This is a genomic window from Burkholderia arboris (genome assembly GCF_038723655.1).
In the GTDB taxonomy this organism is placed as follows: Bacteria; Pseudomonadota; Gammaproteobacteria; order Burkholderiales; family Burkholderiaceae; genus Burkholderia; species Burkholderia arboris.
Genome location: NZ_CP109821.1, coordinates 1,663,774 through 1,678,650, shown reverse-complemented (window position 1 = coordinate 1,678,650; position 14,877 = coordinate 1,663,774). Strand labels below are relative to the sequence as shown.

General features: G+C 65.8%; 14 protein-coding genes and 3 tRNA genes. 10 read left to right on the top strand and 7 right to left on the bottom strand.

Annotation, left to right across the window (positions count from 1 at the left end; all coding sequences use genetic code 11):
• Window positions 1-174 precede the first annotated feature (174 nt).
• The 6 genes from OHZ10_RS07865 (at window position 175) to OHZ10_RS07840 (ending at window position 5,206) form a co-directional block, all read left to right on the top strand.
• Window positions 175-720, top strand: a complete 546-nt coding sequence (locus tag OHZ10_RS07865) for an NUDIX hydrolase (RefSeq protein ID WP_011351855.1) — start codon at window positions 175-177, stop codon at window positions 718-720.
• An 11-nt stretch (window positions 721-731) separates the two neighbouring features.
• Window positions 732-1,496, top strand: coding sequence for a leucyl/phenylalanyl-tRNA--protein transferase (gene aat / locus OHZ10_RS07860; RefSeq protein WP_059234585.1), 765 nt, complete (start codon window positions 732-734; stop codon window positions 1,494-1,496).
• 33 nt (window positions 1,497-1,529) lie between these two features.
• On the top strand, window positions 1,530-2,360 hold the full coding sequence (locus OHZ10_RS07855) for an arginyltransferase (protein WP_059234587.1): 831 nt from the start codon (window positions 1,530-1,532) through the stop codon (window positions 2,358-2,360).
• Between the two features lie 98 nt (window positions 2,361-2,458).
• Entirely contained in the window at window positions 2,459-3,496 is a 1,038-nt protein-coding gene (locus tag OHZ10_RS07850; protein WP_059234588.1) for a quinone-dependent dihydroorotate dehydrogenase, read from the top strand.
• A gap of 100 nt (window positions 3,497-3,596) precedes the next feature.
• Complete coding sequence (locus tag OHZ10_RS07845; RefSeq protein WP_059234590.1) at window positions 3,597-4,391, top strand: cystine ABC transporter substrate-binding protein; 795 nt, start codon at window positions 3,597-3,599, stop codon at window positions 4,389-4,391.
• A 122-nt stretch (window positions 4,392-4,513) separates the two neighbouring features.
• Window positions 4,514-5,206: an amino acid ABC transporter permease gene (locus OHZ10_RS07840; RefSeq protein ID WP_006484207.1), complete on the top strand. Its 693-nt coding sequence runs from the start codon at window positions 4,514-4,516 to the stop codon at window positions 5,204-5,206.
• Window positions 5,207-5,258: 52 nt separating this feature from the next.
• On the opposite strand, the gene OHZ10_RS07835 is transcribed toward OHZ10_RS07840, so the two are convergent.
• The 6 genes from OHZ10_RS07835 to rnr form a co-directional block, all read right to left on the bottom strand.
• A complete protein-coding gene (locus OHZ10_RS07835) occupies window positions 5,259-6,245 on the bottom strand; it encodes a Gfo/Idh/MocA family protein (protein ID WP_059234592.1) in 987 nt (328 codons plus the stop codon).
• Window positions 6,246-6,346: 101 nt separating this feature from the next.
• Window positions 6,347-7,063 carry a FadR/GntR family transcriptional regulator gene (locus OHZ10_RS07830; protein WP_059234593.1) on the bottom strand — a complete coding sequence of 239 codons (717 nt, stop codon included), beginning with the start codon at window positions 7,061-7,063 and terminating at the stop codon, window positions 6,347-6,349.
• Window positions 7,064-7,343: 280 nt separating this feature from the next.
• The gene (rpiA, locus tag OHZ10_RS07825; RefSeq protein WP_340624077.1) at window positions 7,344-8,039 is read right to left on the bottom strand and encodes a ribose-5-phosphate isomerase RpiA; all 696 of its coding nucleotides are present in this window, start codon (window positions 8,037-8,039) and stop codon (window positions 7,344-7,346) included.
• Between the two features lie 91 nt (window positions 8,040-8,130).
• Window positions 8,131-9,003 (bottom strand): N-acetylmuramoyl-L-alanine amidase, encoded by an 873-nt coding sequence (locus OHZ10_RS07820; protein WP_059234597.1) that lies wholly within the window; start codon window positions 9,001-9,003, stop codon window positions 8,131-8,133.
• A 96-nt stretch (window positions 9,004-9,099) separates the two neighbouring features.
• On the bottom strand, window positions 9,100-9,843 hold the full coding sequence (gene rlmB / locus OHZ10_RS07815; RefSeq protein ID WP_059234599.1) for a 23S rRNA (guanosine(2251)-2'-O)-methyltransferase RlmB: 744 nt from the start codon (window positions 9,841-9,843) through the stop codon (window positions 9,100-9,102).
• 148 nt (window positions 9,844-9,991) lie between these two features.
• Window positions 9,992-12,484 (bottom strand): ribonuclease R, encoded by a 2,493-nt coding sequence (gene rnr, locus OHZ10_RS07810; protein WP_059234602.1) that lies wholly within the window; start codon window positions 12,482-12,484, stop codon window positions 9,992-9,994.
• A 250-nt stretch (window positions 12,485-12,734) separates the two neighbouring features.
• Between rnr and OHZ10_RS07805 the strand changes: the two genes are divergently transcribed.
• From OHZ10_RS07805 to OHZ10_RS07790, 4 genes are all read left to right on the top strand, one after another.
• A tRNA-Leu gene (locus OHZ10_RS07805) sits at window positions 12,735-12,821 on the top strand.
• Between the two features lie 188 nt (window positions 12,822-13,009).
• Window positions 13,010-13,999, top strand: a complete 990-nt coding sequence (locus OHZ10_RS07800) for an aliphatic sulfonate ABC transporter substrate-binding protein (RefSeq protein ID WP_256085928.1) — start codon at window positions 13,010-13,012, stop codon at window positions 13,997-13,999.
• Window positions 14,000-14,109: 110 nt separating this feature from the next.
• Window positions 14,110-14,196, top strand: a tRNA-Leu gene (locus OHZ10_RS07795).
• A 243-nt stretch (window positions 14,197-14,439) separates the two neighbouring features.
• Window positions 14,440-14,526, top strand: a tRNA-Leu gene (locus OHZ10_RS07790).
• 40 nt (window positions 14,527-14,566) lie between these two features.
• On the opposite strand, the gene OHZ10_RS07785 is transcribed toward OHZ10_RS07790, so the two are convergent.
• Window positions 14,567-14,872, bottom strand: a complete 306-nt coding sequence (locus OHZ10_RS07785) for a hypothetical protein (protein WP_342704197.1) — start codon at window positions 14,870-14,872, stop codon at window positions 14,567-14,569.
• Between the last annotated feature and the right edge of the window lie 5 nt (window positions 14,873-14,877).

The following is a 14,877-nucleotide window of genomic DNA, read 5'->3' as shown; positions in this document are numbered from 1 at the left end:
TTACGCAAAAAGCCCGGCCCAGCGCCGGGCTTTTTGTTTTTCCGCGCCCGAGCGCCGCGCCCTCTTCGCGCATGCGCACCTCCGCTTCGCACGTCGTGCCGCCTGCATGCGCTGGCGTTCAAGAATGCCGCGCCCCGGTGATACACTCGCATCACCTCGTCCCTTCCACTCGACATGAAATTCTGCTCCGTCTGCGGTCACGAAGTCATCGCGCGCATTCCTCCGGGCGACAACCGCGAGCGCTTCGTCTGCGATCACTGCGGCACGATCCACTATCAGAATCCGCGCAACGTGGTCGGCACGGTCCCGGTCTGGGGCGACCAGATCCTGCTGTGCCGCCGCGCGATCGAACCGCGCTACGGGTTCTGGACCCTGCCGGCAGGTTTCATGGAAATGGGCGAGACGACGGCGGAAGCCGCCGCACGCGAAACGCTCGAGGAAGCCGGCGCGCGCGTCGAAGTGCAGAACCTGTTCACGCTGCTCAACGTGCCGCACGTGCACCAGGTCCACCTGTTCTACCTCGCACGGCTCACCGATCCGGCGTTCGAAGCCGGCGAGGAAAGCCTCGAGGTGAAGCTGTTCGACGAAGCCGACATCCCGTGGGACGAGATTGCGTTCCCGACCGTCAGCCAGACCCTGCGATTCTTCTTCGCCGATCGCGCCGCGGGCGACTACGGCGTGCACACCGGCGATATCTTCCGCTCGCTGCGCAACGGCTGAGCCCCCGCCCCATGGTCCCCTGGCTCGGCCCGGACGATCCGTTTCCGTCCATCGAACGCGCGCTCGGTCCCGCGACCGGCGCGCCCGGGCTGCTCGCCGCGAGCGCCGACCTGCTGCCGTCGCGCCTCATCGACGCATACCTGCGCGGCATTTTCCCGTGGTACTCGGACGGCCAGCCGGTGCTGTGGTGGAGCCCCGACCCGCGCATGATCCTCGTGCCGGCCGAATTCAAGGTGTCGCCTTCGCTGCGCAAGACGCTGAAGCGCGTGCTGCGCCAGCCCGAATGGGAAGTACGCGTCGATTACGACTTTGCCGGCGTGATGCGCGCCTGTGCGCAGGCGCCGCGGCGCGGGCAGCGCGGCACATGGATCACCGCCGAGATCATCGACGCCTATACGTCGCTCTACCGCTCCGGCAACGCGCACAGCATCGAGACGTGGCATGACGGGCGGCGCGTCGGCGGCCTGTACGGCGTGTCGTTCGGGCGGATGTTTTTCGGCGAGTCGATGTATGCGGACGCGACCGACGCCTCGAAAATCGCGCTGGCCACGCTCATCGCGCACCTTCGCGGGCAGGGGCTGGAGATGATAGACTGCCAGCAGAATACGTCGCATCTAGCGTCGCTCGGCGGCCGCGAGATCGCACGCAAGGCCTTTGTCGCTCACGTGCGCAGCGCGGTAGCCGAACCGCCGATTCCGTGGCAGTTCGACAAGCGCGTGCTCACCGCGCTGACGGGCCCCGCCGAAACGGCGGCGCCCTCCGGGACCGAGCGCTAGCGCGGCACTCCTTCCCTGCATCGAGAGCTGCCCATGACTCACCCGACTGAGCTGCCGCTTTCACCGCTTTCGGCGCTGCAATTCTATGCAACGGCGCCCTATCCGTGCAGCTATCTGGACGGCCGCATCGCGCGCTCGCAAGTCGCGACGCCGAGCCACCTGATCAATTCCGACATCTACACCGAACTCGTGAAGGCCGGCTTCCGCCGCTCGGGGGTCTTCACGTACCGTCCGTACTGCGACGGCTGCCGCGCATGCGTGCCGGTGCGCGTGCCCGTCGGCGAGTTCGTGCCGTCACGCACCCAGCGCAGGATGTGGAAACGGCACCGCGCGCTGATTGCGACGGTTTCGCCGCTGCACTACGACGAAGAGCACTACGCGCTCTACATGCGCTACCAGTCCGCGCGCCACGCGGGCGGCGGCATGGATCGCGACAGCCGCGACCAGTACGAGCAGTTCCTGCTGCAGAGCCGGATCAACTCGCGTCTCGTCGAATTCCGCGACCTCGACGCGCCGGGCGGCGAGCCCGGCAAGCTGCGCATGGTCAGCATGATCGACATCCTCGGCGACGGGCTGTCGTCGGTCTACACGTTCTTCGAGCCCGACGACCAGCACACGAGTTACGGCACCTACAACATCCTGTGGCAGATCGAACAGGCGAGAAGCCTCGGCCTGCCGTACGTGTACCTCGGCTACTGGATCCGCGAGAGCCCGAAGATGGCCTACAAGGCGAACTTCCATCCGCTCGAGGGGCTGATCGACGGCCGCTGGAAGACGCTCGATCCGGACCGCATCGACCTGCCGCCCGTCGACGCGGCGCTGGCCCGCGCGCCGCTGCCCGGCGGGCATTCCGGCTCCGGTTGATGCACGCCGCGGCGGCTACGAAGCGAAGCACGCCCCTGCCGCCCAACTCCCGGTAAAATAGCGGGTTGTCATTCATTCCGGCCGTCCGCCCAATTCCCGTGTTCAGTTCCCTCTATCCGCTGGCCCGCGCATCCCTGTTCAAAATGGATGCGGAAGACGCTCACCACCTTACGCTGCGCGCGCTCGGCGCGGCCGGCCGCACGGGCCTCGCCTGCGCGCTGTCGGCCCGCGTGCCGGACGCGCCGCGCACCGTGATGGGGCTCACGTTCCGCAACCCGGTCGGCCTCGCGGCCGGCCTCGACAAGGACGGCGCGGCCATCGACGGCCTGGCGGCGCTCGGTTTCGGCTTCATCGAGGTCGGCACGGTCACGCCGCGCGCACAGCCCGGCAACCCGCGCCCGCGGATGTTCCGCCTGCCGCAGGCCGAAGCGCTGATCAACCGGATGGGCTTCAACAACCACGGCGTCGACCAGTTCGTGAAGAACGTCCAGGCGGCCCGCTATCGCGGCATCCTCGGCCTGAACATCGGCAAGAACGCCGACACGCCGATCGAGCGCGCCGCCGAGGACTACCTGTACTGCCTCGAGCGCGTGTACCCGTTCGCGAGCTACGTGACGATCAACATTTCGTCGCCGAACACGAAGAACCTGCGCCAGTTGCAGGGCGCCGGCGAACTCGACGCCCTGCTCGCCGCGCTGAAGGACAAGCAGCAGCGCCTCGCCGACCTGCACGGCAAGCTCGTGCCGCTCGCGCTGAAGATCGCGCCCGATCTCGACGACGAACAGGTCAAGGAAATCGGCGATACGCTGCTGCGCCACAAGATCGAAGCGGTCATCGCCACCAACACGACGCTGTCGCGCGCAGCCGTCCAGGGCCTGCCGCATGCGGACGAAGCCGGCGGCCTGTCGGGCCGCCCCGTGTTCGACGCGTCGAATGAAGTGATCCGCAAGCTGCACGCCGAAGTCGGCAACGACGTGCCGATCATCGGCGTCGGCGGGATTTTCTCGGGCGAAGACGCCCGCGCGAAGCTCGCGGCCGGCGCGGCGCTCGTCCAGCTTTACACCGGCTTCATCTACCGCGGCCCGGCGCTCGTGTCGGAATGCGTGAAGGCGATCGCCCGCGAACGCACCGCGTAATATAGACATAAACAAACTGTATTTAATGGTCGATAGCGTTTTTGCTATCATCGACCTTACTACCAGAATCATTGACCCGGACAGGGCAAGGACACACACGATGAAATTTTCGCTGCTGAAGAAGCTGCTGGTCGCCGGCCTGATCGGCACGTCGTTCGCCGCCGCGACCGCGCATGCGGCCGACCTCCTCGACCAGGTCAAACAGCGCGGCACGCTGCGCATCGGCCTCGAAGGCACGTTCCCCCCGTTCAACTCGAAGAACCCGCAAGGCGAACTCGTCGGCTTCGACGTCGACATCGCGAAGGCTGTCGCGGCAAAGCTCGGCGTGAAGGCGGAATTCGTGACGACCGAATGGAGCGGCATCATCGCGGGCCTGCAGGCCGGCAAGTTCGACGTGATCGCCAACCAGGTCGGCATCACCGACAAGCGCAAGGAGACGCTCGACTTCTCGCCGGCATACACGTACTCGTCCGCGCAGTTGATCCAGCGCAAGGACGACACGCGTGAGTTCAAGTCGCTGGACGACCTGAAGGGCAAGAAGCTCGGCGTCGCGCTCGGCACGAACTACATGGACATGGCGAAGTCGGTGCCCGGCATCGACGTGAAGACGTACCCGGGTGCGCCCGAGTACCTGCGCGATCTCGCGGCCGGCCGCCTCGACGCAGCGCTCAACGACCGCCTGATGCTCGCGTACCTGACGAAGAACTCGCAACTGCCGCTGCGCCCGGGCGCGAACGTCGGCTCGGCAAACCCGTCGGGCATCCCGTTCAAGAAGGGCAACCCGAAGTTCCAGAAGGCGATCGACGACGCGATGGCGCAACTCGAAGCCGACGGCACGTTCACGAAGATCTCGGACAAGTGGTTCGGCATCGACGTGACGAAACCGATCAAGTAAGCACGCCTGCATTTCCCGCCTGACGGCGGGCCGGAAAGGGCGGCATCCTCAACGATGCCGCCCTTTGTTTTATTGGTCCGGTTTATGATTGCGCTTTCGCGCACGCATTCGATTCGTATTCCATGTCGACAACGTCCCTGCTCGTTCAATCGCTGCCGGTACTCGCTCAGGGTGCCGTGCTGACCGTCAAGTTTGCCGTGCTGTCGATGGTGTTCGGCCTGCTTGGCGCCGTCGTGCTCGCGATGATGGGCATCCGGCAGAGCGAAGCCCTCGACGGCTTCGAGCGCATCTGGGTCAACGCGCTTGCGTGGCTCGCGCGCGCATACGTGAGCCTGATGCGCGGCACGCCGCTGCTCGTGCAGATCTTCGTCATCTATTACGGGCTGCCGAGCCTCGGCATCTCGCTCGACCCGACGCCGGCCGGCGTCATCGCGCTGTCCGCGAACGTCGCGGCTTACATGTCGGAAAGCATGCGCGGCGCGATCAACGGGATCGCGCGCGGCCAATGGCTCGCCGCCTACAGCCTCGGGCTGTCGTGGGGGCAGACGCTGCGTTACGTGATCGGCCCGCAGGCGCTGCGCATCGCCGTGCCGAGCCTGTCGAACAGCCTGATCAGCCTGATCAAGGACACGTCGCTCGTGTCCGTGATCACCGTGACCGAACTGCTGCGCAGCGCGCAGGAAGTGATCGCGGCGACCTATCAGCCGCTGCCGCTCTATCTCGCCGCCGCGGCCGTGTACTGGATCCTGTGCCAGATCCTCGAGTGGGTGCAGCGCTGGTACGAAAAGCGCCTGTCGCTGCCGTCGCGTCACTGAGCCGCGTGGTGCCGCCGGGTCGCGCTCGCGCGCCCGGCTTCCTCCTTCCCGCTTACTCGCCCGAATAGCGCACGCCGAGCACGGCTCGCGCCGCGTCGGTCATCGCGATCATCTGGCGCGAATGGTCGTGCGTCATGATCGGGCTTTCGGTCTTGCCCGCGCGCAGCAGGTCGCAGAAATGCGCGGTTTCGTAGTTCAGCCCGCCGCCGTCGACCGGTGCGTCGAGTTCGACGGTGCGTCCGTCCGCGTAGCGGATCGTCGCACGCGCGGGGTTCCACCACTTCTCGTGAATCGTCACGTGGCCGCCGGCCGCGGCGATCAGCGCGTCGCCGCGCCCCATCACGTCGAGCCCGCAAAAGAGCTGCGCGATCCCGCCGTTCGCATGCACGCTGTTCAGGCTCGCGAACAGGTCGACACCCGTCGTACCGACGCGGCCGAGCGTCTGCACGTCGAGCGCCGCGCCGAGCCAGTCGACGGCAAGAAACGTCTCGTAGATCCCGATGTCGAGCAGCGCGCCGCCCGCGCGATCGAGACGATAGACGGCATGATCTTCCGGTACCGACGACGACGCGCACCCCGCCCGTACGAGCCGGATCTCGCCGATCGGATCGTCATGCAGATGCGCACGCAACTGACGGTACAGCGGGAAGAACGGCGGCTTCATCGCTTCCATGAAGAGCAGCCCGGCATCGCGCGCCGCCTGCAGCACGGTGTCGAGTTGCGCCGCGTTCAGCGTCGCCGGCTTTTCGCACAGCACGGCCTTGCCGGCGGCCAGTGCGGCCAGCGTGTACTGTGCGTGACTGTCATGGAGCGTCGCGATGTATACCGCATCGATATCGCTCGCGAGGAGCGCTTCGAGGCTCGCGGCAGGCGTGCCGCCGCAAGTCCCGCAAAAGGCGGCCGCGGCGTCGGCGCGGCGGGCCCATGCACCGGCGAGCGTGGCGCCCGGCACGTGCGCGAGGCTTTGCGCGAAGCGGCGCGCAATGCTGCCTGCGCCGACGATGCCGAAGCGCACCGGGCGATGGTCGTTGTCGTTCATCCTGATCTTCCGTGTCGGTCGTATGGCGATGGCCGGCACGCTGCCGGCCGGCCGTCATGATAAACGGCCTGGCGGCACACGGATGAGCGACACGTGCCGCGTCAGGCTCGCATCGGCACGTCGACCGAGAAATCGCGCGAAATCTCGTCGGCGCTGAAATCGATCAGCGCGAGCGATGCCGCTTCGGCTTCACGCGGGTCGCGCCGCTCGATCGCGTCGACGACACGCGCATGCGCCTTCACCGCGATGTCGTGCGCGCCTTCCTTCTGCACGACGCGCGGATTCACGAGGCGCACTGCACCGCGCACGATCGCCGCCATCTGCTGGAAGAACTGGTTGCCGCTCGCCTGGACGATCCGGGTATGCAGCAACTCGTCCGCGGTGTCGTAGCCGGGGTCGCCCGGCTGCAGCACCTTGAACGCATCGAACGCTTCGCGAATGCCCGCGATGTCGGTCGCCGTCGCACGCACCGCCGCCTGCGCGGTTGCACGCGGTTCGATCAGCATCCGGAATTCGATGACGTCGCGCATGAACTGCGGGTCGGGTTTTGCCCGAAATCGCCAGCTCACGACATCTTCGTCGATCATGCGCCAGTCACGCATCGGCCGCACACGCGTGCCGACCTTCGGACGCACGTCGAGCATGTCGCGCGCAAGCAACATCGACAATGCCTCCCGCATCACCGTACGACTCACATCGAACTCTTTCGACAGCACGTCCTGTGGCGGCAAGATGCCGCCGTACTTGTCTTCGACGATACCCGAGACAAGCCCATCCATCACTTTGGCGACCAGTGACCGGTCTTTGCCCTGCTCCATGACACCTCCCCGTGCGTCGATTTGCGAACACCTGCTCCGCAGTTCCGCCGGCCCTGGTTACTACTGTTCTTATGATCTATAAGTTGATGAGTTCGACGATATTTCGCTATCTGGTAAACACCTGACAGGGTTATCCCTCTTTTTGACGGGGTGATTTATACGGCTAAAAAAAAGGCCCGGGAAGCGCGCTGCGCCTGCCGGGCCCCGATTTCCACAAGATTTAAACATTCAGTCCATTACAAGCGATTTCACGCCATTACGGACTGCTTCTCATTCAGATTCAGCCAGCCGGATAGACGATCGTTTCAACGCCGTTTTCCGTGCCGAGCAAGCACAGATTCGCACCACGTTCGGCGAACAGGCCGACCGTCACGACGCCCGGCCATGCGTTCACCTGCGCTTCGAAGCCGCGCGGATCGGCGATCTGCAGCCCCTTCACGTCGAGGATCTCGTTGCCGTTGTCGGTGATGTACGGTGCGCCGTCCTGGGTCACGCGCAGCACGGGCACGCCGCCGAGCGCGGTCACGCGCCGGCCGATCGCCGTGCGCGCCATCGGCACGACTTCGATCGGCAGCGGGAACGCGCCGAGCACCGGCACGCGCTTGCTGGCATCGGCGATGCAGACGAACGTGTCGGCCACCGACGCGACGATCTTCTCGCGCGTCAGCGCGCCACCGCCGCCCTTGATCATCGCGCCGCTCGCGTCGATCTCGTCGGCGCCGTCGACGTACACCTGCAGCGAGTCGACCTCGTTCAGGTCGAACACCTTGATGCCGTGCGATTTCAGACGTTCGGTGGTGGCCACCGAGCTCGACACGGCGCCGCGATAGCGCGTCTTGACGACGGCGAGCGCGTCGATGAAGCAGTTGGCGGTCGAGCCGGTGCCGACACCGATCACGGCGCCTTCCGGCACGTTCTGGATCACGTAATCGGCGGCGGCCTGGCCGACGAGGCGTTTGAGTTCGTCTTGAGTCATGGAGTGATGATGCTGCGGGATTGCGGGAAACCGCCAGTTTACCGGAGTCGGCGGACGGCCCGCGTTTTTCGGCGTGCGACGTGCCGCGCGCTCAGGGCGCGCCGGCCGCCGGTGCGCTGTCCATCGGTTGCGTGCCGGGAAAGTACTTGTCGAGCAGCGCCTGCGCGATCGCGTCGCTTTCCGCGTCCGGATTGCCCGCATAGTCGGACGGCCGGAAATGCATCTGGAACGCCGCGAACACGTGGCGTGTGCGTGCGTCGAGCACGCCGTCGGTCGGCACGTCGTAGCCGTAGCGCGCGAGCTTGAGCTGCAGCTCCCGCACGTCGACGGGCGCGTGCGGATCGCGACCGCCGAGCCGCGCAGCCACGGTCGCATCGTCCGGCCACGCACCGACACCGGCCTGCGCGAGCGCATGCCACGGAAACAGCGGCCCCGGATCGATCTTGCGTTGCGGCGCGATGTCGCTGTGCCCGACCACTCGCGTCGGCGGAATCCGGTAGCGCGCGACGATATCCTTCGACAGGCGGGTCAATGCGTCGACCTGCCCGGGTGGGTAGGGCTGCCACGTGCGATTCTGCGGATCGAGCGGGCCGCGGTTCACGTTCTCGATGCCGATCGACACCGCGTTCAGCTCGGTCGCGCCCTGCCACGCGCTGACGCCCGCGTGCCATGCGCGTTGCGCTTCCGGAACGAGCTGGTAGACAACGGGCATGCCGCGCTCGGTGCGCGGCTGCGGCGGGATGACGTAATGCACGCTGACCGAATCGCCCGTCAGCGTGCGCAGCGATTTCGCCTCGTCGCTTTCGGTGTAATGCATCACGAGAAAGCGGATCCGCGAATCGGCACCGCGCGCGTGCAGGCCGGTGTCAGCGTAGTAGGTGCCGCGTTCGACGAGCGACGGCGACGTACAGGCCGCCAGCAGGCACAGCACGGCGCACGACGCGCCAATTCGGAACAAGGTCATCGGTCGCGGGCTCCGGGGAGCCGCGTGCGGCATCGCATCGCCGCACGCGTCGTTCGGATCATCGAGGCCCGCGCGTGTCGCGCGGGACAGGCTGCGTCAGCCCTTCACGCGCCGCTGGCGCACGGCTTCGTACAGGCACACGCCGCTGGCGACCGACACGTTCAGGCTCTCCACGCTGCCGGCCATCGGGATGCTCATCACTTCGTCGCAGGTATCGCGCGTCAGCCGGCGCATGCCTTCGCCTTCCGCACCCATCACGAGCGCGACCGGGCCGTCGAGCTTCGTTTCGTAGAGCGTCGCCGACGCCTCGTCCGACGTGCCGATGATCCACACGCCGGCTTCCTTCAGCTCGCGCAGCGCGCGGGCGAGGTTCGTCACCGTGATGTACGGCACCGTATCGGCTGCGCCGCTCGCGACCTTGGCCGCGGTCGCGTTCAGGCCGACCGCACGGTCGCGCGGCGCGATCACTGCATGCGCGCCGGCCGAATCGGCGACACGCAGGCATGCGCCGAGGTTGTGGGGATCGGTGACGCCGTCGAGCACGAGCAGCAGCGCGGGACCCTGGATGCCGTCGAGCAGCTCCGACAGGTTCTGCGCGAGCGGCACGTCCTCGACGCGTGCGACGACGCCCTGATGGCGCTCGGTGTGCGCCAGGCCCCACAGGCGCGTTTCGTCGGCCGCGATCAGCCGCACGCCCGCTTCCTTCGCGGTGTGCAGGAAGTCCTGCATGCGGCGGTCGCGGCGCGTCTGGTCGTACAGCACCTCCGCAACCGTCGATGCATCGTGCCGCAAACGTGCGGTCACCGCATGAAAACCGTAAAGAACCTTCAGACGTGACATGACTGGAACAACCTTCGATCAAACGTGCGGCCGCACGACGTGCGCAGCCGCGATCCATGGAAAAGGAAAGCGCCGCGTGGCCGGCCGATGACCGGTGACGCGGCGTCTCTCGATACTGCAGGGCATGCGCGTGCGCCGCCCCGAACGCTCAATACTTCTTGCGGGCGTGCGTCTTCTTCGCAGTCGGCTTCGCCGGCGCACCGCCACCGCCGCCGCCGCCCTTCTTCTTCGCGGCGGAACGCGCGGCGCGCGCGTCCTTCACCGCGACGCTCGGCGCGCTCGCGGCCTTCTTGCGACGCGGAGCGGACTCCTCCGCCTGCGGCAGCGCGCGCACGCGCGGACCGTTGCCGTTACCGCTGCCGTTACGCTCGGCGCCGGCGGCAGCCGGCGCAGGCGACGGACGCGGCGCCTTCACCGGCGTATCGCGCACGAGACGGAAATCGATCTTGCGCGCATCGAGATCGACGCGGCTCACCTGCACGCGCACGCGATCCGACAGGCGGTAGCGGATCCCCGTTCGTTCGCCGCGCAGTTCGTTCTTGATCTCGTCGTACTGGAAGTAGTCCGAGCCGAGTTCCGTCACATGCACGAGCCCTTCGATGAACAGCGTGTCGAGCTGCACGAAGATGCCGAACGACGTCACGCCGTTCACCATCCCGCCGTACTCCTCGCCGAGCTTGTCGCGCATGAAGTAGCACTTGAGCCACGCTTCGACGTCACGCGACGCTTCGTCCGCACGACGCTCGTTCGCCGAGCAGTGCAGGCCGAGCTCTTCCCAGATCGCCGTGTTCGAACGCGAGCGGCCGCGCGATTCGTCGTCGGCCTGCTGCATTGCGCGGGCGCGCGGCGACAGCGCCGTGTTCAACTCGAAGCCTTCCGGCGCCTTCGGCACGTACTTCTTGCCGGACAGGATCGCGTAGATCGCACGGTGCGTGAGCAGGTCGGGATAGCGGCGGATCGGGCTCGTGAAGTGCGCGTACGCCTCGTAGGCGAGACCGAAGTGGCCGATATTGTCCGGGCTGTAGACGGCCTGCTGCATCGAACGCAGCAGCATCGGCTGCAGCATCTGCGCATCGGGCCGGTCGCGGATCTGCGCCATCAGCGCCGCGTAGTCGCTCGCATGCGGCTTGTCGCCGCCGCCGAGCGACAGGCCCATGCCGCGCAGGAAGGCGCGCAGGTTCTCGAGCTTCTCCGGCGTCGGCCCCGCGTGCACGCGGTACAGGCCCGGATGCTTGTTGCGCTTCAGGAAATCGGCCGCGCAGACGTTCGCGGCCAGCATGCATTCCTCGATCAGCTTGTGCGCATCGTTGCGCTGGCGCGGCACGATCTGTTCGATCTTGCCCTGCGAGTTGCAGACGATGTAGGTCTCGGTCGTGTCGAAATCGATCGCACCGCGCTTCTGGCGTGCAGCGAACAGCGACTTGTAGACGCCGTACAGGTCCTGCAGGTGCGGCAGCAGATCGGCGCGACGCGCGGCCTCCGGCCCCTTCGTGTTCGACAGCACGGCGGCGACTTCGGTGTACGTCAGGCGCGCCGCCGAATGGATCACGGCCGGATAGAACTGGTACGCCTTGATCTCGCCGCGCGCGGTGATCACCATGTCGCACGCGAGCACGCAGCGGTCGACGTGCGGATTCAGCGAGCACAGGCCGTTCGACAGTTTTTCCGGCAGCATCGGGATCACGCGGCGCGGGAAATACACCGACGTGCTGCGCTCGAGCGCATCGGCATCGAGCCCGGTGCCCGGCTGTACGTAGTGCGACACATCGGCGATCGCGACGATCAGCCGGAAGCCGTCGCCGCGGCCGACCTTGACCGGCTCGCAGTAAACGGCGTCGTCGAAGTCGCGGGCGTCCTCGCCGTCGATCGTCACGAGCGGCACGTCGCGCAGGTCGACGCGGAAACGCAGGTCGGTCGGCCGCACCTTGTCGGGCAGCGCAGCGGCTTCGTCGAGCGCCGGCTGGCTGAATTCGTGCGGCACGCCGTACTTGCGCACCGCGATCTCGATTTCCATGCCCGGATCGTCGATGTCGCCGAGCACTTCGACGACACGGCCGAGCGGCTGCGAATGACGGCTCGGGAAATCGGTCAGCTCGACGACGACGACTTGACCGACCTTCGCCTTCTTCACGTTCTGCGTGATCAGGATGTCGTGGCCGATGCGCTTGTCTTCCGGCGCGACGATCAGCGCGCCGTTTTCGTTGAGCAGACGGCCGATCACGCGCTTGTTCGCGCGCTCGGTGACTTCGACGACATGCCCTTCCGGACGACCGCGGCGATCGTAGCCGACGATCCGCGCGAGCACGCGATCGTTGTGCATCACCTTCTGCATTTCGCCGTTCGGCAAAAACAGGTCGTCCTGACCGTCGTCGCGGATCACGAACCCGTAGCCGTCGCGATGCCCCTGCACGCGCCCGGCGACGAAGTTCGACGGATGAGTCAACTGGTAATGGCCGCGCTTGTCGAGGCGGATCTGGCCGTCGCGTTCCATCGCGGCGACACGCCGGAAGAACCCCTCGCGCTCCTGACGCTTGATCGACAGTGCTTCGGCGATGTCGTTGGCGGCCAGCGGCGCGTCGCTCGTACGCAGCACGCCGAGAATTTCTTCACGGCTCGGAATGGGGTACGGATATTTGCTCAAGGGTTTGTCGATGGTTGTTCTCGTTGCGTTGATTGATGGTGCACGGCATCAACATAGAGGTGTCCGTCAGACAGTTCTATATTGACGGCGGCGGCCCATTCTATCACCCGCCTGTGTCGCCAAATGACGGGAATGCCGCCGGCAGGCGCGATGGCAGCCGGTTTACGATGCATCGCAAAAAAGTGTTGACACGAATAATTGGGGCGCTATAATTTCGCTTCTTTGCAGCAAGCAGCTCACTGCAAAACGTGCCCAGGTGGCGGAATTGGTAGACGCACTAGGTTCAGGTCCTAGCGGTGGCAACATCGTGGAGGTTCGAGTCCTCTCCTGGGCACCACTCGATTGAGAAAAAAGGCCGGCTTCTAGCCGGCCTTTTTTCATTTCCGCGCCCGCATCGCGATGCGGCCGTCATCGGCCTTATGTCCGCCGTTCCGATCGATAGCAGAATTAATCGGTTATCAATCGCCCTTCCCGTTGTTACGTTAGCCGCCTTGCTTGCAACGTATCCAACGAGGAGCACGCTTCATGACGTCGATGAACCGCCGCGCGTTCGCGCGCGCGATGCTGGCCGCAGGCCTCACCGCCGCAGGCGTCCGGGTGCACGCCGAAAATGAGCCTGCCGCCCTGCGCATCGGCTATCAGAAGTCGTCGACGCTCATCACGCTGCTGAAGACACGCGGCACGCTCGAACAGGCGCTGACACCGCTCGGCCTGCGTGTGTCATGGCATGAATTCGCGAGCGGACTGCCGCTGACCGAAGCACTCAACGTCGGCGCCGTCGACTTCAGCGCCGACGTGGCCGATACGGTTCCAGTCTTTGCGCAAGCCGCACATGCGCGCTTCGTGTACGTCGCGCAGGAAGCACCTTCGCCGAAGGCGCAGGCGATCGTCGTCAAGCAGGACAGCGCGCTGCGCACTCTCGCCGACCTCAAGGGCAAGCGCATCGCGGTCACGAAGGCGGCCGGCAGCCATTACCTGCTGCTTGCCGCACTCGCACGCGCGAAACTCGCGCCCGCCGATGCCGCGATCCACTACCTGACACCCGCAGACGGCCGCGCCGCATTCGAGCGCGGCAGCGTGGACGCATGGATCACCTGGGATCCTTATGTCGCATCGGTCGACAGGAATCCCGACGTTCGGATTCTGGCCGACGGCGACGGACTCGCGTCGTACCAGCGCTACTACCTTGCATCGAGCAGTTTCGCTGCTGCGCGGCCCGGCGTCGTCCAGATCCTGTTCGACCAGCTGTCGCAGGCCGGCACGTGGCTGCGCGACCATCCGCAGGAGGCCGCGGAAACGCTCGCGCCGATCTGGGGGCTCGACGCTGCGACAATCGCACGCGCGAATGCGCGACGCAGCTACCTCGTCCGCGCCGTGGCCGCGCAAAACTTCGGCGAACAGCAGAAGATCGCCGACACGTTCCTCGCGGCCGGACTGCTGCCCGCCCGCGTCGATACCGGCCAGGCGCAGCGCTGGAATTTCACGGCGAAACGTGCGGAGCCGGTCCGCGCATGAAGGCCCGCCACGCACGGGCGCCATATTTTTATCGCTTCGGATGAAATTGTGTTGACAGACTCCGCCGACACGCTAGAATAGCGGTCTTCGCACTGCAGCAAGCGAAACGTGCCCAGGTGGCGGAATTGGTAGACGCACTAGGTTCAGGTCCTAGCGGTGGCAACATCGTGGAGGTTCGAGTCCTCTCCTGGGCACCACTCGATTGAGAAAAAAGGTCGGCTTCTAGCCGGCCTTTTTTCATTTCCGGCACCGGAATCGATGTGCATGCGCGCACCGACATCGATGACTTACGTTCGCCGCCACGCGCTTGCACGCACTGCCCGCCCCGCCCGAACACGCCCGACCAATTATTTTCGTTCGCGACCTCAAATAGTGTTGACAGCCTCGATAGACGCGCTATAATTTCGCTTCTTTGCAGCAAGCAGCTCACTGCAAAATGTGCCCAGGTGGCGGAATTGGTAGACGCACTAGGTTCAGGTCCTAGCGGTGGCAACATCGTGGAGGTTCGAGTCCTCTCCTGGGCACCACTCGATTGAGAAAAAAGGCCGGCTTTTAGCCGGCCTTTTTTCATTTCCGGCGCCAGAATCGCACCTCGCCCCGATCACGCGCACCGCATGCCGGATGCCGCCTCTCGCCATCTTCGCATACGGACATACCGCTTCGGTTTCCGCGACCAGCGCACGCGCGATCATCAAGATCGACGCCCGGCATGCCGACCTCGACATCCAGTTCGATCTCGAACAGGCCATCCGACGGATCGCGCTGAATCGTTGCGCTCGCCGAGATCGCCAGATCCGTCGGCAAGCGAATCCTGCGCTTCATCGCGACCAGCGTCAGCGCACCGTGAAAACATGCCGCAAAACCCGGCGGCAAACACC

What these genes read in the sequence shown, in the direction of transcription:
- OHZ10_RS07835 (WP_059234592.1), bottom strand. Translation starts at nt 6,245, where the DNA reads ATGAACGACAACGACCATCGCCCGGTGCGCTTCGGCATCGTCGGCGCA.
- OHZ10_RS07845 (WP_059234590.1), top strand. Translation starts at nt 3,597, where the DNA reads ATGAAATTTTCGCTGCTGAAGAAGCTGCTGGTCGCCGGCCTGATCGGC.
- OHZ10_RS07820 (WP_059234597.1), bottom strand. Translation starts at nt 9,003, where the DNA reads ATGACCTTGTTCCGAATTGGCGCGTCGTGCGCCGTGCTGTGCCTGCTG.
- OHZ10_RS07865 (WP_011351855.1), top strand. Translation starts at nt 175, where the DNA reads ATGAAATTCTGCTCCGTCTGCGGTCACGAAGTCATCGCGCGCATTCCT.
- OHZ10_RS07830 (WP_059234593.1), bottom strand. Translation starts at nt 7,063, where the DNA reads ATGGAGCAGGGCAAAGACCGGTCACTGGTCGCCAAAGTGATGGATGGG.
- OHZ10_RS07840 (WP_006484207.1), top strand. Translation starts at nt 4,514, where the DNA reads ATGTCGACAACGTCCCTGCTCGTTCAATCGCTGCCGGTACTCGCTCAG.
- rlmB (WP_059234599.1), bottom strand. Translation starts at nt 9,843, where the DNA reads ATGTCACGTCTGAAGGTTCTTTACGGTTTTCATGCGGTGACCGCACGT.
- rpiA (WP_340624077.1), bottom strand. Translation starts at nt 8,039, where the DNA reads ATGACTCAAGACGAACTCAAACGCCTCGTCGGCCAGGCCGCCGCCGAT.
- OHZ10_RS07855 (WP_059234587.1), top strand. Translation starts at nt 1,530, where the DNA reads ATGACTCACCCGACTGAGCTGCCGCTTTCACCGCTTTCGGCGCTGCAA.
- aat (WP_059234585.1), top strand. Translation starts at nt 732, where the DNA reads ATGGTCCCCTGGCTCGGCCCGGACGATCCGTTTCCGTCCATCGAACGC.
- OHZ10_RS07800 (WP_256085928.1), top strand. Translation starts at nt 13,010, where the DNA reads ATGACGTCGATGAACCGCCGCGCGTTCGCGCGCGCGATGCTGGCCGCA.